Source organism: Clostridium sp. AF36-4 (genome assembly GCF_003435975.1).
In the GTDB taxonomy this organism is placed as follows: Bacteria; Bacillota; Clostridia; order Lachnospirales; family Lachnospiraceae; genus Eubacterium_F.
Genome location: NZ_QTVH01000007.1, coordinates 117,158 through 136,443, shown reverse-complemented (window position 1 = coordinate 136,443; position 19,286 = coordinate 117,158). Strand labels below are relative to the sequence as shown.

Here is a 19,286-nt window from a genome sequence, read left to right as displayed (position 1 = left end):
CAAAAGAGAAAATCGTTTCTTTCTAGTATAGGGCGAAAGCCCGGCAGTGAGGAATGCGGAGCATTCCGAGGTGCGGCACGGCGAGAGAGAAGCGGCGAAAGCCCGGCAGTGAGGAATGCGGAGCATTCCGAGGTGCAGCACGGCGAGAGGACGTGGCGAAAGCCCGGCAGTGAGGAATGCGAAGCGTACCTCGGCGAGAGGAGAGAACTATGAGCAGTTATATTTTCGACACCCACAGCCATTATGACGACAAAGCTTTTGACAGCGACCGCGACGAAATCCTTGGCGGACTTTTGGCAAAGGGAATTGGTAAAGTCGTGGATGTGGGCGCAGATATGCCATCCAGTAAAATGGCACTTGAACTGGCAAAGCAGTATGAATTTGTCTATGCGGCACTGGGGGTGCATCCGAGTGAAGTGGAAGGGCTGACGGAAGATGACATGGCGTGGATTTCTAGTCATGCGGCACATGAAAAAGTGGCAGCCATCGGAGAAATCGGGCTGGATTATCACTGGCCGGAGCCGGAACCGGCACTTCAGAAGCAGTGGTTTCGCAGACAGATTGAACTTGCAAAGGAAGTAAAACTTCCGATTATTGTGCACAGCCGTGATGCGGCAGAGCCGACCATGCAAATCATTCAGGAAACAAAAGCCTATGAGTGCGGCGGCGTCATTCACTGTTATTCGTATTCGCCGGAAATGGCAGAAGAATATGTGAAAATGGGATTCTTTATTGGCATGGGAGGAGTCCTCACATTTAAAAATGCAAAAAAATTAGTAAGATGTGCCGAGCGGATTCCGCTGTCTTCTATTGTGCTGGAAACAGACTGCCCGTATATGGCGCCGGAGCCAAACAGAGGAAAGCGAAACGATTCGTCGCAGCTTATTTACGTGGCACAGAAATTAGCAGAAATCAAGGGCATTACGGCAGAAGAAGTAAAGCAGGCAACAACGGAAAATGCCCACCGGTTATACCGGCTGACACAGAATAAATAAAAGGAGAAAACGCGTGGCAAAACTGGGAAACCCACAGGAAACCATACAGGTTTTACAAAAACATGATTTTCATTTTCAAAAAAAATTCGGACAAAATTTTTTGATTGACCCGCATGTGTTAGATAAAATTATCGAGGCGGCAGAAGTCACAAAAGATGATTTTGTACTGGAAATCGGACCGGGAATCGGAACGATGACACAGTATTTGTGCGAGGCGGCAAGACAGGTATTAGCAGTAGAAATTGACAACAACCTCATTCCGATTTTACAGGAGACACTTTCACCTTATGATAATGTAGAAATTCTTCATGGGGATATTTTAAAGCAGGATATTCATGAAATTGCGGAAAAATATAATGACAAAAAACCAATCAAGGTAGTTGCAAACCTGCCTTATTACATTACAACCCCGATTATTATGGGGCTTTTAGAGAGCCGCGTGCCACTTGCGAACATTACCGTTATGGTGCAGAAAGAAGTGGCTGAACGCATGCAGGCAGAGCCGGGCACAAAAGAATATGGTGCATTGTCGCTTGCCGTGCAGTATTACGCAAAACCGTATTTGGCGGCGAATGTTCCGCCAAACTGTTTTATGCCGCGGCCTAATGTTGGAAGTGCGGTAATAAGACTTGACTGCTTAAACCGGGTGCCAATTGAGGTATCCGATGAAAAGTTGATGTTCCGTCTGATTCGGGCGTCTTTTAACCAGCGCCGGAAAACTTTACAGAATGGACTGGCGAACAGTCCGGAACTCTCCTTTTCCAAAGAGGAAATCAAAAGTGCACTGGAAGCAATGGAGTTAAGTCCGACGATTCGTGGGGAAAAACTTAGTTTAGCGCAATTTGCTGCATTAGCAGATGAATTAAAAAAGATTCAACAGGGAGGTAATACCGATGAGTGAAACAATGGCAGATTACGAAGACCAAATTAATGCATCTTTTCGATCGTTCCGCGAAGGCGATACGGTGACCGGAGAGGTGGTAAGTGTTGAAGAAGAGGAAGTCCTTTTGGATTTACGCAGTTTTTCACAGGGAGTAATTCCTTCCGGTGAATATAGTGATGATCCGAATTTCCATGCGATGGATGAGATTCGCACCGGAGAAATGCTGACGGCTGTTGTGCTTTCGCCGGATGATGGACAGGGCCGTGTCCTTCTGTCCTTGCGCGAGGCAAAAAGAGAAGAGGCATGGGAACAGGTAGAGAAGGCACTGGAAGAGAGAACGGTGTTTACGGTAAAAGTAAATAACAGCGTGAATGCCGGTGTTGTTGCCTACTGCGAGGGACTGAGAGGATTTATTCCGGCGTCGAAACTGGCACTTGAGTATGTAGAAGATGTGGAAGAATATGTTGGAAAGACACTTTCGGTTATTGTTATTACAGCAGACCGCGAGGCAAATAAACTGGTTCTTTCCGCAAAAGATGTGGAAAAGGAAAAAGCAGCAAAAGAGCAGGAGAAAAAATTAAATGCTCTGCAAAAAGGGTTCGTGACAGAAGGCGTAATTGAGCGCATTGAGCCATATGGATGCTTTGTGACAATCGGGGATGGCTTATCCGGGCTTGTTCATATTTCCCAGATTTGCAATAAATTTTTACATTCGCCAAATGAAGTTGTGAAACTCGGACAGACGGTGAAGGTAAAAGTCCTCGATGTGACGGACGGAAAAATTCGCCTGAGCATGAAAGAGGCAGAGGATATTGCACCGGAAGTGGAAGAGGCTGAATCCATTGAGTACCATGATGAGGAGGCAACGACTTCTTTAGCTTCTCTTTTGGCAGGGATTCATTTCGAAGATTAGCGCATAAAAATCACCGCGGCACATACATTATACTAACAATCAAAAGCGGAATATGCTTAGAAATGGAGTGTGTGCGGTGAGGAATAAGAGATGCCGGGTCAGGCGGCTGCTTACAATGGTAGTTCTTTTTTCTTTTGGAATGTGCCTGTTTAGTGGATGTGGCACGGAAAAAGAGGGGAAAAGAGGAAAGGATTTGGATTATACGGTAGTTCCGACAGAGGAGTGTCCGGCTGATTTTTTAGCTGAAATCAATAAAAAGAAAATCAATCCGTTTCAAATGACCTATGAAGATGGCGAGTACTGCTATCTGGCGGTTGGCTACGGAGAGCAGGAAACCAACGGTTTTTCGGTGCGTGTTCTTGGTCTCTATGAAAAAGGCGACGGGGTGGTATTTGAGACGAATCTATTAGGACCGGAGAAAGGTCAGGAGGTAAGTCAGAAAAAGAGTATGCCGTATCTTGTCGTAAAAATGAAAAAATTGGAGAAAGAAATTGAATTTTGGTCATAATTTTTCCAATTGAAAGGTTGTCTTTTTGTCAAAATTAAGGTATAATTATTTATACATTCGATAAAGAAGGGGGCATGCACAGTGAAACAGATTATCTCACGTTTGAAAAACATCAGTATGATGTTAATCTGGGATGTAATCACTGCGATTGCGCTCTTTGTTTTTGCGTATTTTTCTCTGGACAGGATGCCATCTACGATGTACAAAGTATTGGTACTCTGCGGTGTGGCGCTTTTCGTTATTATCATGCTTGTTATTAAATACCAGTTGTTGTATAAGAAGTATGGACGAGATGATGTTACCGGCGGAAAGAATAAAAAGGAATTCGAGCGGATTGCCAGAGATTTGCTTCGCGGGGATGGAAATTATGTTGTCGTGTACGCGAACATCGACCGTTTTAAGCTGATTAATGAAACTTATGGCAATGATGTCGGAGACCGGATTTTGTGCAGAATTCACGAGATTATTGATGATGAGCTCCGCTGGGATGAAGTGTCCGGTCGAATTATGGCAGATAACTTTGGGGTTTTGATGCGGTTTCATTCACTTCCGAAGCTTGACCAGCGATTGTATCGGATAAGCAAGCAGCTGTCTGAACTTACGGATGATAATGGAAATTGTTACGGAATTATTCTTTATTTTGGTGTTTACATTGTAAAAGACGATGAAAATGATATTAGTGCTATGCTTGAACATGCCAATCTGGCGCGTAAGAAGATTTCACCATCACATCTTGTTCCGATGGGAATCTACGATGTGAAAGAAAGCCAGAAACTTGGACGTGATAAAGCATTGGAGATGAAGATGCACAAGGCACTTGAACAAGGTGACTTCGTACCGTATCTTCAGCCGAAATACGAATTGGAAGGTGAGTCGATTGCCGGTGCGGAAGCATTGGTTCGATGGATTGACCCGGAAGAGGGTATGATTTATCCGGATGAGTTTATTGATTTGTTTGAATCCAATGGATTTATTGTAGAACTTGATTTGTATATGTTCGAAGAGGTTTGCAAGTTGATTGAGCGGTGGCATAAAGCGGGACGCAAAATTATACCGATTTCTGTAAACTTATCAAGAAGTCATTTTGAAATTCCGAACTTCTTTGATTATTATGAATATGTGTTAAAGAAATACGATATTCCGCCAAGAAGTATTGAGATTGAGTTGACGGAGTCTCTGTTTTATAATGATATGAAGTCACTCAGTGTACTGGTATCCCAGATTCATCATGCAGGATTATCGTGTTCGATTGATGATTTTGGAAGCGGTTACTCTTCCTTAAATATGTTAAAGGATGTTAAAGTAGATGCGCTGAAGTTAGACCGTGTATTCTTTGAGAGCGGTGATAACGATGAGCGTGGAAAGGATATTATCCAGAGCGTAATCAAACTGGCACAAGCACTGGATCTTCACACCATATCCGAAGGAGTCGAAGAGAGAAAGCAAGTGGAGTTTTTGAAAGAAATGCACTGTGACTTAATTCAGGGATATGTGTTTGCAAAGCCAATGCCTGTACCGGAATTTGAGCAGTTAGCGTTTGGTACAGAAGCAGCGGACTAAAGATATAATCGTTTGTGATTTCGATAGCGGTTTCTACGGTACATAATTTCATGATATAAAACGACCTCGATCATATCGCGGAGAAGTCTTCCTTCCTCCGGATAGGAATCGGGGTATTTTTTTGTAAATTCACCGGCAATTCCGGCAGCCATAAGCTGTAAGGCAATTTTGTCAGGAAATACGTCAAACATCAGACTTCCCTCGTATTCCATTTTGTCACATTCTTCTTCCACAAATTCGCTGATTTGTCTTGTGATTTTCGGGTATAAATATTTAAGGTACGAGTTGTCAGCTTCCAGTTCCATCAGCTTCTGACTGCCTAAAGCAGGTGGATAGGTAGGAACATAGGGGGTTTGGTTATCAAAATGACTCATGCGTTTTCCTCCGATGGTTTATTAACTAATATATGTGTGCTAAAAATTTGTGTGTATGCCTTGCACTTTTTTGCGAAAGCCGTTACACTGTATAAGGTAGTAACATCATATTGTAGGAATGGAGAGATATTATGGTTAAATATATATATCAGGCAGTCGCTCTTGTATTCATTTTTGCGGGCGCACTGTTTTTATTTGGAAGAAATATGGAAACGGATATGGAAGAAAAGGGCGTGACGGAAGCGATTACGGATGAGACATATCCGTATCTTCAGCTGCAGACGCAGGGACAGACGGTGAATGTTTTATATGGGTATAGTGCGCCGCTCGAAGCAAATGTGGTGCGTGAATCGATTACGCCGATTAACCAGAACAGACAGATTTCTTTGTTAATCAGTAAAGCAAAGAGCCGTCTTGTTAATGTCACCTACAGCATTGTGGATAAGGAGAGCGGAGAAGTATATAAAACCGGAAGCGTGAATGCGATTGGACAGAATCAGCGCAGGGTAGATTTGACGTTTGACTATGGATTCAAGACAAGTACGGAGTATATTTTGGATTTGAAAACGACATCGGACAAGGGAAAAACAATTCATTATTATACACGATTAAAGTATTATCTGGATGAGAGTAATTTGGCCAAAAAACTGGCATTTGCCCAAAAATTTCATAACAATACATTTTCAAAAAACAAATCGGAAGAAATCAGCCGTTATCTGGAGCCGGATGGCAAGAACCGGAACTCGACACTTGCCTATGTTGACATCACCTCGGATGCCAGTCTTGTAACGTGGGCAGAGATGTCACCCAAAATTGTATCGGATGAATTTGTTACGATTAAAGAATATAATATGGAAACGGCCTGCATTCAGTATAATTATTTTGTGCAGGCAACAACGGCTTCCGGAAAGGAAACGTATCATATCAAAGAATTTTATCGCGTGCGTTATGCTTCCGGAAGGGATTACCTGCTGAATTTCTCACGATCGATGGAAGCGGTGTTTGACGTATCGACGGCAAGCAGCAAATCCAGTCAGTTAAAGTTGGGAATTACGGAGCAGAATAATGGAAAGATGCTTTCCAATAAAAAAGAAGATAAGTTGTATTTTTCCAGAGATGGCTTTGTTTACCGGTATGACATGAAGACGAATCAGGTGAAAAAGATTTACGCTTCGTTCAGCGAGAAGGCTTCTTATGCTTACCGTGCTTACAACGAACAGGGAATCCGCCTGTTAAAAGTCGACGATAAAGATAATTTGTATTTTTGCGCGTACGGTTATTTTGCACGTGGCAGCTATGAGGGCGATGTGGCGGTTGTACTTTATGAGTACACGGCGGACGGAACGCTCGAAGAGATGGTATATATGCCGATTAATACGACGTATCAGCAGTTGAAAGAGGATTTTGCCGATTATGGCTATGTGAGCAGCCGGGGAATCTACTATTTCACTGTGGCAAATACGGTGTATGCCTATAACATGACGGCGAAGCGGCTGGAGAAAATAGCCGAGAACATAAAAGAGAATACCTTTATGACGATGGAGCGTGCAAATTGTTACACGTGGTCATCCTCTCTTGCTAAAGGCTATGGCGAAAACATTACGATTTACAATTTGGAAAATGATGAAAAGAATGTGATTTATCAGCCGGATAAAAATAGTTATATTAAACTGCTTGGCGTAATTGAGGATAATATGGTGTATGGTTACATGCACAAGTCCGATGTTGGAACGATGGCGGACGGAACAAAAGTAGCGCCATGCTATGAACTTTATATTGCCAATACAAAAGGTGAAGTGCGTCGTAAATACAGTGTAAAAAATCAGTATATTCAGAAGATTAATTGTACCGGAAATGTAATTAATATGACGCTTTGTAAAAGACAGGGCAGTCATTACGTGATGAGCGGCGAAGACACAATTTTGAACAATTCCAGCAAGGATGAGTCAAAGTTTAGTTATGTATCGCGTGTAACCACAAAGTCTTTGACCGAGTGGTACATCCAGTTCCCGATTTCGTTTGAAATGAAAGCGAAACCGACATGGGATGAACCGCTGTCCACATTGACTACGAGTGAACGTTATGTGCGTCTGGAGCAGCCGAAACTTACAAAATATTATGTGTTTGCCGGAGGACAAATTGTTTCTTCCTACGAAAGTGCGGCAAAAGCGATTCGAGAGGCCGACGCCAAAATGGGTGTCGTTGTTTCAAGTAATCATCAAGTTGTCTGGGAGAGAAGCGGAGCCTTCATCCAGAATACAATTGGTGGTCTGGAAATGACGAAGCAGGGAAATGGTGTGTCAAATCTGGATGCGTGTGTTCATATGCTTTTGAAAGCGAACCATTATGATGTGGCGGCAAAGGGACTGGTCAAAAAGGGCGAAAATGCGTATAATACGCTTTCACATTATTTGCAGCGGCCGATGAGTCTGAAGGGATGTACGCTGGAGGAAGTTTTGTACTTTGTCAGCGGCAGTAAACCAGTGATTGCGATGACTAGCAATAAAACCGGTGTGGTAATCGGTGGTTATACGGCTTCCAAATTGATTTTGTACAATCCGCAGTCCGGCAAAACACAGACGGTCAGCAGAAGTTCGTATGAGAAGATTTTCAAAGATGCCGGCAACTATTTTGTAAGCTACATGAGTGAATCGTAAGATAAAGGAGAAACTATGGAGACAAAGGAATTGATTACGCAGGCGTTGTCTGCGCGTGAAAACGCCTATGCACCGTATTCCGGTTTTATGGTGGGGGCAGCACTTCTGTGTAAAGACGGCACGGTTTATACCGGCTGCAACATAGAAAATGCGGCATTTACACCGACAAACTGTGCGGAGAGAACGGCTTTTTTCAAAGCAGTCAGTGAAGGGAAAAGGGATTTTGTAAAAATTGCGATTGTTGGCGGGAAAAAGGGAGAAATGACAGCACCGGCACCGTGTGGTGTCTGTCTGCAGGTGATGTCGGAGTTTTGCAAGGCAGATGAATTTGAAATTGTAATGGCAAAGAGCGAAGAGGATTATAGCAGTAAGACGCTTTCAGAACTTTTGCCAAGCAGTTTTTCCTTATAAAAGGCTGGAGGAGAAAAGAGATGGAATTACCGGTTGCATTTTGTGATGAGATGAAACGGATTTTAGGGGATGAGTACGAGGATTATTTGAAATCCATGGAAGGTACAAGAAAATTTGGGCTTCGTGTAAATACAGCGAAGATTTCTGTGGAGGATTTTTTGAAAATTTCTCCGTTTGAATTAACACCAATTCCGTATGTTAAAAACGGTTTTTATTATGATGGGGAGAAAGAACAGCCTGCGAAACATCCGTATTATTTTGCGGGATTATATTATTTGCAGGACCCAAGTGCGATGACGCCGGCTTCGCGTCTGCCGATTGAGGAAAATGATGTGGTACTTGATTTGTGTGCGGCACCGGGCGGAAAAGCGACGGAGTTAGCAGCAAAACTTCATGGCACCGGGCTTTTGATTGCCAACGATATCAGCAGCAAGCGCGCAAAAGCATTGTTGAAAAACATTGAATTGTTTGGCGTGGAAAATAGCTTTATTGTGACAGAATATCCAAAGAAACTGGCAGAGTATTTTACCGGTTTTTTCGATAAAATTTTGATTGATGCGCCGTGTTCAGGCGAGGGAATGTTCCGCAAAGAGCCGTCCATGGTAAAGGCATGGGAGCAGAATGGTCCTGAATTTTACGCCGCATTACAGGAAGATATTTTGAAACAAGCGCTTCCGATGTTAAAACCGGGCGGTATGCTTTTGTATTCTACCTGTACATTCTCACCGCTGGAAGATGAGGGAACGGTGCAAAAAATTCTTTCTATGAACCCGGATATGGAGATTCTTCCGATGGAGGGTTATAAAGGATTTGCGTCCGGAAAACCGGAATTGATTGGAAGTACAGAAGAATCTATACGAAACTGTGTCCGCATTTTCCCGCACCGTGTCGATGGTGAGGGGCATTTTCTGGCACTGTTTCGAAAAAAGGAGACGGCGGATGAGCCGGTTGTATCCTGTGAGCAGACAAGAAGCGGTCTGCGGGGAGAGGAAAAGGAATTGTGGGAGGCGTTTGGTGAGAATCTGAACCGGACGTTTCTGCCTGAGCGCATGGAAAGCAAAAACGGAATGGTTTACTATATGCCAAAGGAACTTCCGAAGATGCGTGGACTTCGTTTTTTGCGCAGCGGGCTATTTGTCGGTGAGATGAAGAAAAAGAGGTTTGAGCCGAGTCAGTCGTTAGCGATGGCACTGCGGGCGAAGGACTATAAGAATTGTCTGCGTTTGTCTGTAAACGATGAGCGGGTGGTTCGCTATTTAAAGGGCGAAACACTGGTGTTGACGGATGAGGAAGCTGCTGCAAAGGATGGCTGGCAGCTTGTGTGTGTAGAAGATTATCCGCTTGGCTGGGGCAAAAAGAATAAGCATAATTTAAAAAATAAATACCACAGCGGATGGCGCATGGTATAAAAGAGCAAGCGAAAAGGACCGCATAAGCGGTCCTTTTCTGGGGAATAGAGAACTAAACTATATATAGGCGATCATTGGCAGAGCCAATGATTAGGGCAAATTTAGGCGCGGCGCTTCGGTCGCGCCGTCTTTGGTGCATTGCACGTTTAACAAAAAACGTAGGAAAAAATAAAAAGCGACCCACAAAATGTGAATCGCCTTTGATTACAATGTCATAATACACCTTATCAGGATTTCTGTCAACTTATTTTTTACCGTTTTCCGTTCGGTGATAGATTTGATAGGCAAACAGGGCAATAGCAAATGTAAACACGGTTGCGATGACAAACAGCGTCATCGAACTTTTATAGATGTCAATGTTTCGCAAGTAAATCGGTACATATCCTGCAACGTGGAGAACAATAGCAATAACCGTCCACTGTTTTTCTCCGGTTGAAATGGCATATTCAACAAGGATGGCAATGGCAGCATACAATACAAGCGAAAGAATCACGTATGTAGCGTCCATAAAAAAGGAAGAAGAAGGCGTTGCTGCCTGTTCGGTAAATAACTTCTGGGTCTGAGCCAGTTCCTCTCCTTTTAATGCCAGTTTTTTGAAATATTCCGTTGAGCCGATGGAGTTAATCAGTAATGCTGCAATAATGTTTGTGATGTAAACGGTAGCACCATTTAAGATGCTTTCAAAACCGCCCATACCAACTCCGAAAATCAGCGCATTTTCCTTGCCCGGACGTTTTTTCATTGCATACTTCAATCCGATAAATGCTCCGATGGTCGAAAGAATACCAAGGGAGAAGGCTCCGAACAGTGCCGAGTAGATCGGATGTGTTTTTGAACTGAAAAAGGATAAAAGCCCCGGAATTGAAAAAATCAAAACATTCACAATTGTGGTGGCAACGTAGGAAAAGAGCAGGCAAAATGCAGCCCCAATAAAAAATGCACCCGGTTTTACACCGTTTTTCCGTTTCTGATACCATACAAATAAAATCGGCAGCAGGATGCAAAGCAGCGAACAAAAAATATTTGCTTGAACAAATCCCGCTGAAAAAACAATCTGATTCATAATAATCTCACTTTCTTTGGTGGTTATGTTGCTATTCAAGATGGTTTGCACTGTATATTAGTCATGAATAGCTGCGACTGTAGTACATTGTAACTAATAATGAGACGGTGCGTCAAGTGTTCGTTGGTGTTTTTTTAGTTTCCGGTAAATGAATTAAGAAAAGTTTGTACCCACTCTTCACAAATCTTTTCTTAATTCATTTACCGGAAACTAAAAAGATACGAGCACTTGACGCTAACCACTAACCAGCTAGTTGAGAGCAGCTTCTTGTGTTTTCAAGACAACTCTTTTTACTTGTTAAAGGGAAAAGAGTTGCATCGGAACCGCAGACCCATTTGCACAGAGTCATTCGCTGGCAAGATGGTGGGGGCTCGTGTCAAATGTTCGCTGTCAGTTCCTTTGGATTCCAGTAATTCCGGAGAAAAACTTTGTGACTCGTGGGTACAAACACGTGGGTATGAGGCTTGCGTATTTTGCATGCCCATACCCTTACGTGTTTGTTAAACGGAAGTGCCCACGAGACGCAAAGCTTTTCTCCGGAATTACGGAAAACAAAAAAGTGCCAACGAATACTTGACACGAGCCCTACCACCTTGCCAATGTTCCCATTCTATTGTAAAATAAAAGAGGAATATTCATGACAGGAGGGATTTACGATGAATCTTTATGAAAGACTCATGTGGACGGCAAAAGAAAACCGGTATCCGATGCATATGCCCGGGCACAAGCGGGCAGGTCTTTTTACGATGGCAAATCCCTATGCATTTGATGTGACAGAAATTGACGGCACAGATAATCTTCATCAGCCGGAGGGGGAAATCCTTTGGGAGATGGAGCAGATGAAACAAAAGTATGGAACGAAAGACTCTTATCTTTTGGTAAATGGAAGCACGTGTGGCATCTTAGCAGCGATTTCTGCCTGCTGTCATCCGGGCGATACGATTGTGATTGCCAGAAACTGCCACCGTTCGGTGTACCATGCCGTGGAACTTTTGTCGTTGAAGCCGGTTTATGTATATCCGGAAGTAGATAAAGAGACGGGAATCTGCCTTGGGATTTCTTCGGAGGAAGTGAAGCGTGTCATAGCAGATACGAAACCTGCCTGTGTCGTATTGACCTCGCCGACGTATGAGGGCCTTGTGTCAAATATTCGGGCGATTGCAGAGATTGTCCATGAGGAAAATTCGCTGCTTGTAGTGGATGAGGCGCATGGTGCACATTTTGCATGGAGTGACAAATTTCCGGAGACTGCGATGGAGCAGGGGGCGGATCTTGTGATTGAGAGTCTGCACAAGACGCTGCCGGCATTGACCCAGACGGCGGTTTTGCACCGGGCGAGTGACCGTATTATGGCAGAGCGCGTGGAACATTATTTGGAAATCTTTGAGACGAGCAGCCCTTCTTATGTGCTGATGGGTAGTATCAGCCAGTGTATGCAGTGGATGCGGAAATATGCCGATACTTGGTTTGAGGCTTATTTTACGAACCTTATTTGGTTTCGTGAGCATGCAGAAAAATGGAAGGAATTACGTCTTTGGGAAAATCCAAGAAAGGAACCATCAAAACTTGTTGTTCTGACCGGGGAAAAATGTTCTGGCACAGAGGCAGCAAAATGGCTGCGGGAAGAATTTCAAATTGAAGTGGAAATGGCGGCTGCAGGGTATATTCTTGCGATGACAAGCCTCGCGGATTCGAGAGATGGTTTTGTCCGTCTTATGGATGCCCTTACTAAAATTGATGAAAGACTGCAAAAAATTTCTTTTTCCAAAGAGAAAAAAACAAATTATAGCGAGTCGGTTTTAACCTGCCCGGAAGTGGAAATGCTGCCGGTGCAGGCGGTAAATGCACTGGAGGAGACAAAGTCTGTGAATGAGGCAGAGGGATTTGTTTCGGCGGAATATGGGATGGTGTATCCACCGGGAATTCCGTTTTTAGTGCCGGGAGAAAAGATTACAAAAACGGTTTTAAATAAGATAGAAAATGCAAAAAAAGCAGGACTACATTTGTTTGGATTTGCGGATGCAAGCGGACAGACCGTGCAGGTTGTGAAAGAAGAAAAGAAAAGGTAAAGAGAGGATTCTACCATGGGCAGATTGTTTGTATTTATGGGGAAAAGTGCATCGGGAAAAGATACGCTTTACGGGGAACTGTTGGCGCGTCACCCGGAGATTCATGCAGTGATTCCCTATACGACCAGACCGATACGGGAGGGCGAAACGGATGGTGGAGCGTATTATTTTGTCTCCGAAGATAAAATGCGCAGGATGGAAAAAGAGAACCGGATTGTGGAATCAAGGTGTTATCAGACCGTCCATGGACCGTGGTATTATTTCACGGCGGAAGATGGACAGATTGACTGGGACAAAGGCGATTTTGTGCTAATTTCCACGCTGGAAGGTTTTGAGAAAATTTCCCGGTTTTATGGTGCAAATAAGGTTGTTCCGCTTTATATCGAGGTGGATGACATGACCCGGATTGAGCGCTCGCTGAAAAGGGAAAAAGAGCAGAAAAATCCATGCGTTTCCGAGGTATGCCGCCGCTTTTTGGCAGATGAAAAAGATTTTTCCGAAGAAAATCTCAAGCGCTTAAATATTACGGACAAAATCGTAAATGATTCCGTTGAAAATGCACTGAGAGAGATTGTTCTGCGGATAAAAAGTGGTAGATAAATCATGTGAAACGTGGTATTATAAATTGAGAAAGAGGTGATATTTTGGATATTCGAGTGGACAACATGCAGCAGGTAAATGCGACGACACAGACGCAGCAGGCGCAGCAAAGTGGAGAAGATTTTAAATTTACACTGATGAGTTCGATTGAAGAAGCTGGTCTTTCCGAGCGGTTATCGGTTATGATGCAGGAAATTACGATGCAGGGAGAAAAGCTTGGCAAACATATGGATGTCCGGGATATGAAGCATTACCGCCGCCTCATTCAGGAATTTATGAATGAGATAGTAAATCGTTCGCATAAATTCAGTCGTGAAAATTTCTTGGACCGCCGGGGCAGACACCGTGTGTATGGCATGATTAAGCGTGTGAATGTGGTGTTGGATGAACTGGCGGGAGAGTTGATTAAAGAAGAAAAAGATACCCTTGCGATTTTGAGTAAAGTCGATGAAATCAGAGGGTTATTACTGGATATTATTACGTGATAAAAGAAGGGAGAAACGATGTTTTCATTTTCAGAGATTGTAGGTCATGAACAGATAAAGGAACATATGCAGGCAGCGATTCGTGATAAGAAACCGTTTCATGCGTATTTGTTCCAAGGCGAGGAAGGTGTTGGAAAAGAAGCGCTGGCGAGGACGTTTGCTGCTGGTTTGCAGTGCCAGAGTGAGTCGACAGATAAACCGTGCAAGGAATGTGTGTCCTGCCGCCAGATGGAGTCCGGAAATCAGCCGGATGTTATCTGGGTAACAAGAGAGAAGGCGAGCCTTGGCGTGGATGAAATCCGCGAGCAGCTTTGCAATACGATGGATATTAAGCCGTTTTCGAGTCCGTATAAAATTTACCTCGTGCCGGAGGCGGAAAAAATGACAGAGGCGGCACAGAATGCGCTGTTAAAAACAATTGAGGAACCGCCGGAATATGGTATTGTCATTTTGATGACAAGTAACATTTCTGCGTTGCTGCCGACGATTCAGTCGCGCTGTCTTACGATGGAGTTTCGTCCGCTCAGCACTGCCGTTGTGGAATCGTATGTCAAAGAACATTGTCAGGTGCCGGATTATCAGGCGAGAGCGAGTGCGGCATTTGCACAGGGAAATCTGGGAAAAGCGATGCGGTATGCGAAATCGGAAGATTTTATTGAGAGAAAAGACCATATTATTTCTCTGCTGCGGCATGTGGAGCAGATGGATTTGTCTGAGATGTTAGCGGTAATTAAGGATTTGGGAACACGTAAAGATGAAGTGCGTGATTATATTGATTTAATGGTGCTGTGGTACCGGGATGTGCTTTTGTTTAAGGCGACAAAGGATATTAACCAGCTTTTGTTCCAGGATGAGGCGTCTTATATTTCCCGTGAGGCAAGCCACCGCAGTTATGAGAAAATCGAGGAAATATTGCAGGCATTTGAAAAAGCAAAAGTCCGCCTGCGCGCAAATGTAAATTTTGATATTACGATGGAGCTTATGCTTCTTGCTTTGAAATAGACATACGGAGGTTATTATGAAGATTATTATTGGTGTTAGTTTTCGACAGGCGGGAAAGGTGTATTTTTTTGACCCGGGCGATGAGCAGATTGAGCGCGGGGAGCACGTAATTGTCGAGACTGCAAAAGGTGTTGAATACGGAACGGTTGTTGTGCCAAACCGCGAGATGGCAGAAGAGAAAATTGTGGCACCGCTGAAAAAGATTATTCGTGTGGCAACGCCGAAAGATGAAGATATCGAGTTAAAGAACCGTGAAAAAGAAAAAGATGCATATAAAATCTGTCTTGAAAAAATTGCAAAACATAGATTGGAAATGAAGCTGATTGCGGCTGAGTATACATTTGATAACAATAAATTATTGTTTTATTTTACAGCCGATGGACGAATTGATTTCCGTGAGCTGGTAAAAGATTTGGCGAGCGTATTCCGCACTCGAATTGAACTTAGACAGATTGGTGTGCGTGACGAAACAAAAATCTGCGGTGGAATTGGAATCTGCGGAAGAACGTTGTGCTGCCACAGTTATTTATCCGAGTTTGCGCCGGTTTCGATTAAAATGGCAAAGGAGCAGAATCTTTCCTTGAATCCGACGAAAATATCCGGTGTCTGCGGACGTCTGATGTGCTGTTTGAAAAATGAGGAAGAGGCTTATGAGGAATTAAACAGTCGTCTGCCATACATTGGAAGCCATGTGAAAACGGCGGAAGGTTTGGATGCGGAAGTGCAGAGCGTAAGTGTCTTAAAGCAGCTTGTGAAGGTTATTGTTTCTTTGGATGACGGCGAGAAAGAGGTGCGTGAGTACCGCGTGGATGAGTTGAAATTCCGTCCGAACAAGCCGAAAAACAGAATTAAAGATAAACATGATAAAGAGTTGAAGAAGTTAGAGGCAATGGAGAAAAAGGAAGGAAAATCGAAACTGAATGAGTAATCAAAAAGACCCAAAGGATTTTCTTTGCGATGGCGAGCGGCTGGATGATTTGCAGCGGGATGGAATGTACATTATTCAGAATCCGAAGTGGTTCTGCTTTGGCATGGATGCTGTCCTTTTATCCGCATACGCAAAGGTAAAGGAAGGGGAAAAATGTCTGGACCTTGGCTGTGGAAACGGCATTATTCCGCTACTGCTTTCCGGACGTACCAAGGGAAGCTCCTTTACTGGGCTGGAACTGCAAAAAGATATTGCCAAAATGGCGAAACGCAGTGTGGCTTATAACGAAAAAGAAGATAAAGTGCATATTGTGCAGGGTGATATCAGGGAAGCCACTTCAATTTTTGAAGCTGCTTCCTTTGATGTTGTTACGAGTAATCCGCCGTATTTGAATCAATCCAATGGCCGTGTCAGTGAGGCGTCACATAAAGCGATTGCCAGACATGAACTTTTCTGCACATTTGAAGATGTGGTAAAAGCGGCGGCGAAGCTTTTGCGGCCTGGCGGGCGTTTTTATCTGGTACACAGACCGTTTCGCTTAGCGGAAATTATTTCCTGTATGGTGCAGTACAAATTGGAGCCAAAACGGATGAGACTGGTTTATCCGTATGTTGATAAAGAACCAAATATGGTGTTGATTGAGGGAGTTCGTGGAGGAAATCGTCAATTGACAGTCGAAAAACCGTTAATTGCATACGAGGATACGAACCAATACACAGAGGAAGTGAGGCGGATGTATTATGATTAGAGAAGATAAAACGGGAATGTTATATTTGTGTGCTACGCCGATTGGCAATTTGGAGGATGTTACACTTCGTGTTCTCCGCATTTTAAAGGAAGTTGATGTGGTGGCGGCCGAAGATACCAGACAGAGCATCAAGCTTTTGAATCATTATGAAATTAAGACACCGCTTGTCAGTTACCATGAACATAACAAATATGAAAAGACACCGGTTTTAGTTCAGCGCATGTTAAAAGGTGAGACGATTGCGCTTGTTACGGATGCCGGTACGCCGGCAATTTCGGACCCTGGTGAGGATTTGGTTAGGGCGTGCTATGAAGCGGGAATTCCGGTTACATCTCTTCCTGGGCCGGCAGCGGTAATTACAGCGCTGACCTTGTCCGGTATGCCTGCCCGCCGGTTTACTTTTGAAGGATTTCTGTCGGTGGATAAAAAGGAAAGAAAAGAAGTGTTAGACCGTCTTGAAAGGACGACCTGCACGACGATTTTTTATGAAGCACCGCATCGTCTGAAAAAAACACTGGCACTTTTTTGTGAGCTTTTGGGCGAAAACCACCGGATTGCCATCTGCAAGGAGCTGACAAAAAAACATGAGACGGCACTTCATTTTACTTTAGGTGAGGCTGTGGCGTATTATGAAGCGAACGAGCCAAAAGGTGAGTTTGTGCTTGTACTGGAAGGGAAAAGTGCAGAAGATATGAACCGCGCCAAACAGGAGAAATGGCAGGAAATGCCGCTGCCCAAACATATGAAAATCTATGAAGATAAAGGGCTTAGCCGCAAGGAAGCGATGAAGGCAGTGGCGAAAGACCGAGGCGTATCCAAACGGGAGATATATGCGAAATTACTCGAAGATGAGTAGGGGGCGAGAGGGGAGCTTGCTATAGGTTGACCGGATTTTGAAAAATCGCAAATCCGGTCAACCATTTTATAGACATAAGGTGACTGAAATTCCATTTTGTGTTAAATAGGTCAACCAAATAGTCTTAAACGAATGACCGTATTTGCAATTATGTGAATTAAGGCCAACAAATACATTTCAAAAGTTGACTCAATTTAGAAAAAAACAAATATAAGTCAACGATAAAATTTTGTTGACCGTGGGAGAAGTTTTTTAAAATCAAGTCAACATGATAGTTATTATGTAAGAAATCTATTTTCCCATCACGGCTTTAATTCTTCTAACATCAGCGGAGGAGGCTTATCAACTAAAATTTCATCTTCTTCTGAAACAGGTCAGCAATAATCTGAGCCGTCTCGCTCATCCCCAAACATCGGATTTGATACATAAGTCATAATTTTTGGCATTGCCCCAGTCAGTTTTAGTAAAATGTCTGCAGTGAATTACTCCGTCATGGTGGAGCAGATAATCCGGTATTTTGGGCTGGCTGGGTGTTAATCCGGTATCTTTGACACTTGATACAAGAGCTTTTTGAAACATCAGGTGTTCGGACATCAAAAGGTAGTGAGGTGTTTTTTTTCATAATAACCTCCATAATTAGGAATCTAATCGAATGTGCACCATGAAAAACAAAAAGTCAATGAGAATTATTTTGAAAACGGAAACTTTCATTGTTGCCCGGACGCAAGTGTGGTATAGTTATGCTCAAAGAGAGGTGTGAAAAATATGGCATCAAGTAAAGATTATTTGCAGTTTATATTAGAACAGTTATCGGATTTAGAAGAAATTACTTACCGCGCTATGATGGGAGAATATATTCTTTATTATCGTGGTAAAATTGTAGGTGGAATTTATGATGACAGATTACTTGTAAAACCAATAAAATCGGCGGTTTCTTATATGCCGGAAGCTGCTTATGAATTGCCTTATGAGGGCGCAAAAGAAATGTTATTTGTGGACAATGTTGACGATAAAGAGTTTTTGGCAGGACTTTTTCGTGCGATGTATGATGAATTGCCGGCACCGAAAAAGAAAAAGTAGATGGTTATTTTTAAACTTATTGACTAGGATATATATCACAGTATATACTAATAATAGAAGAAAGGGGTTGATTATTATGATGACTGCAAAAGTATTTAAAAATGGGAGAAGCCAGGCAGTAAGACTTCCCAAAGAATGTAGATTTGACACCGATGAGGTGGCGGTTAATAGAATTGGCGATGTTGTACTTCTTATGCCAAAGACGGATAAATGGGATTCTTTTATGCAAGCCATAGATATGTTTTCGGACGATTTTATGGAAGATGGGCGTAGCGATTGGGTGGAACAGGAGCGTGAGGAATTATGAGATATATGTTAGATACAAATATATGTATTTATGCAATTAAGAATAAGCCAGAGCAAGTATTTATTCGTTTAAGAGAACACAATCCGCAGGAGTTATGTATTTCTTCTGTTACATATGCAGAATTAGTGCATGGAGTTGAAAAAAGCAAAGCAATTGAGAAAAATAGGGTGGCTTTGGCTTTGTTGTTGGCAAATATTGACATTGTGAGTTTTGATTCTTTAGCAGCACAGAGTTATGGAAAGATTAGAGCAGACTTGGAAAAGGCGGGAACTCCTATTGGACCGCTGGATATGATGATAGCTGGTCATGCTAAGTCACTGAATTATATTGTCGTAACAAATAATACAAAAGAGTTTGAGAGGGTAAAAGGCTTAAAACTTGAAAATTGGGTAGTGTAGTTTTTGTTAAATGAATTATGTTATAGGATAAAAGAAATGC

At 43.1% G+C, this 19,286-nt stretch carries 20 protein-coding genes; 18 read left to right on the top strand and 2 right to left on the bottom strand.

Translation table 11 applies throughout. The features are described from left to right. Positions 1–209: 209 nt before the first annotated feature. From DW005_RS05730 to DW005_RS05710, 5 genes are all read left to right on the top strand, one after another. Positions 210–995 carry a TatD family hydrolase gene (locus tag DW005_RS05730; RefSeq protein ID WP_117478530.1) on the top strand — a complete coding sequence of 262 codons (786 nt, stop codon included), beginning with the start codon at positions 210–212 and terminating at the stop codon, positions 993–995. A 13-nt stretch (positions 996–1,008) separates the two neighbouring features. Then, positions 1,009–1,896: a 16S rRNA (adenine(1518)-N(6)/adenine(1519)-N(6))-dimethyltransferase RsmA gene (gene rsmA, locus DW005_RS05725; protein ID WP_022377687.1), complete on the top strand. Its 888-nt coding sequence runs from the start codon at positions 1,009–1,011 to the stop codon at positions 1,894–1,896. Further along, on the top strand, positions 1,889–2,791 hold the full coding sequence (locus DW005_RS05720; RefSeq protein ID WP_022377686.1) for a S1 RNA-binding domain-containing protein: 903 nt from the start codon (positions 1,889–1,891) through the stop codon (positions 2,789–2,791). The genes rsmA and DW005_RS05720 overlap by 8 nt, the downstream gene beginning before the upstream one ends. A 76-nt stretch (positions 2,792–2,867) precedes the next feature. Then, positions 2,868–3,299 carry a protease complex subunit PrcB family protein gene (locus DW005_RS05715; protein ID WP_181974956.1) on the top strand — a complete coding sequence of 144 codons (432 nt, stop codon included), beginning with the start codon at positions 2,868–2,870 and terminating at the stop codon, positions 3,297–3,299. An 81-nt stretch (positions 3,300–3,380) separates the two neighbouring features. Next, on the top strand, positions 3,381–4,859 hold the full coding sequence (locus tag DW005_RS05710) for a bifunctional diguanylate cyclase/phosphodiesterase (protein WP_117478528.1): 1,479 nt from the start codon (positions 3,381–3,383) through the stop codon (positions 4,857–4,859). On the opposite strand, the gene DW005_RS05705 is transcribed toward DW005_RS05710, so the two are convergent. Beyond that, positions 4,856–5,233, bottom strand: a complete 378-nt coding sequence (locus DW005_RS05705; RefSeq protein WP_022377683.1) for a hypothetical protein — start codon at positions 5,231–5,233, stop codon at positions 4,856–4,858. The two genes, DW005_RS05710 and DW005_RS05705, sit on opposite strands and share 4 nt — an antisense overlap. A gap of 131 nt (positions 5,234–5,364) precedes the next feature. Here DW005_RS05705 and DW005_RS05700 point away from each other — a divergent pair, with 131 nt between their 5' ends. From DW005_RS05700 to DW005_RS05690, 3 genes are read left to right on the top strand one after another with little or no spacing between them, the layout of a single operon-like run. Further along, positions 5,365–7,890: a hypothetical protein gene (locus DW005_RS05700; protein WP_117478527.1), complete on the top strand. Its 2,526-nt coding sequence runs from the start codon at positions 5,365–5,367 to the stop codon at positions 7,888–7,890. A 15-nt stretch (positions 7,891–7,905) separates the two neighbouring features. Beyond that, positions 7,906–8,301, top strand: a complete 396-nt coding sequence (locus DW005_RS05695) for a cytidine deaminase (protein ID WP_117478526.1) — start codon at positions 7,906–7,908, stop codon at positions 8,299–8,301. 20 nt (positions 8,302–8,321) lie between these two features. Next, positions 8,322–9,710 (top strand): RsmB/NOP family class I SAM-dependent RNA methyltransferase, encoded by a 1,389-nt coding sequence (locus tag DW005_RS05690; RefSeq protein WP_022377680.1) that lies wholly within the window; start codon positions 8,322–8,324, stop codon positions 9,708–9,710. Positions 9,711–9,954: 244 nt separating this feature from the next. On the opposite strand, the gene DW005_RS05685 is transcribed toward DW005_RS05690, so the two are convergent. Further along, on the bottom strand, positions 9,955–10,773 hold the full coding sequence (locus DW005_RS05685) for a YhfC family glutamic-type intramembrane protease (RefSeq protein ID WP_117478525.1): 819 nt from the start codon (positions 10,771–10,773) through the stop codon (positions 9,955–9,957). Between the two features lie 656 nt (positions 10,774–11,429). Here DW005_RS05685 and DW005_RS05680 point away from each other — a divergent pair. From DW005_RS05680 to DW005_RS05630, 10 genes are all read left to right on the top strand, one after another. Next, positions 11,430–12,842 carry an aminotransferase class I/II-fold pyridoxal phosphate-dependent enzyme gene (locus DW005_RS05680; protein ID WP_117478524.1) on the top strand — a complete coding sequence of 471 codons (1,413 nt, stop codon included), beginning with the start codon at positions 11,430–11,432 and terminating at the stop codon, positions 12,840–12,842. Positions 12,843–12,857: 15 nt separating this feature from the next. After that, positions 12,858–13,442 (top strand): guanylate kinase, encoded by a 585-nt coding sequence (locus tag DW005_RS05675; RefSeq protein ID WP_117478523.1) that lies wholly within the window; start codon positions 12,858–12,860, stop codon positions 13,440–13,442. A 44-nt stretch (positions 13,443–13,486) separates the two neighbouring features. Continuing rightward, positions 13,487–13,927: a YaaR family protein gene (locus DW005_RS05670; protein ID WP_022377676.1), complete on the top strand. Its 441-nt coding sequence runs from the start codon at positions 13,487–13,489 to the stop codon at positions 13,925–13,927. An 18-nt stretch (positions 13,928–13,945) separates the two neighbouring features. Then, positions 13,946–14,929, top strand: coding sequence for a DNA polymerase III subunit delta' (gene holB, locus DW005_RS05665; protein WP_117478522.1), 984 nt, complete (start codon positions 13,946–13,948; stop codon positions 14,927–14,929). 16 nt (positions 14,930–14,945) lie between these two features. After that, the gene (locus DW005_RS05660; RefSeq protein WP_117478521.1) at positions 14,946–15,857 is read left to right on the top strand and encodes a stage 0 sporulation family protein; all 912 of its coding nucleotides are present in this window, start codon (positions 14,946–14,948) and stop codon (positions 15,855–15,857) included. After that, on the top strand, positions 15,850–16,605 hold the full coding sequence (locus tag DW005_RS05655) for a tRNA1(Val) (adenine(37)-N6)-methyltransferase (RefSeq protein ID WP_117478520.1): 756 nt from the start codon (positions 15,850–15,852) through the stop codon (positions 16,603–16,605). Before DW005_RS05660 ends, DW005_RS05655 begins: the two co-directional genes overlap by 8 nt. Continuing rightward, positions 16,598–17,461, top strand: a complete 864-nt coding sequence (gene rsmI / locus DW005_RS05650; protein ID WP_117478519.1) for a 16S rRNA (cytidine(1402)-2'-O)-methyltransferase — start codon at positions 16,598–16,600, stop codon at positions 17,459–17,461. The genes DW005_RS05655 and rsmI overlap by 8 nt, the downstream gene beginning before the upstream one ends. Before the next feature lie 765 nt (positions 17,462–18,226). Continuing rightward, complete coding sequence (locus DW005_RS05640) at positions 18,227–18,541, top strand: TfoX/Sxy family protein (RefSeq protein ID WP_117478517.1); 315 nt, start codon at positions 18,227–18,229, stop codon at positions 18,539–18,541. A 76-nt stretch (positions 18,542–18,617) separates the two neighbouring features. After that, entirely contained in the window at positions 18,618–18,848 is a 231-nt protein-coding gene (vapB, locus tag DW005_RS05635) for a type II toxin-antitoxin system VapB family antitoxin (protein ID WP_022377670.1), read from the top strand. After that, on the top strand, positions 18,845–19,246 hold the full coding sequence (locus DW005_RS05630) for a type II toxin-antitoxin system VapC family toxin (protein ID WP_117478516.1): 402 nt from the start codon (positions 18,845–18,847) through the stop codon (positions 19,244–19,246). The genes vapB and DW005_RS05630 overlap by 4 nt, the downstream gene beginning before the upstream one ends. The last annotated feature ends 40 nt before the right edge of the window (positions 19,247–19,286 follow it).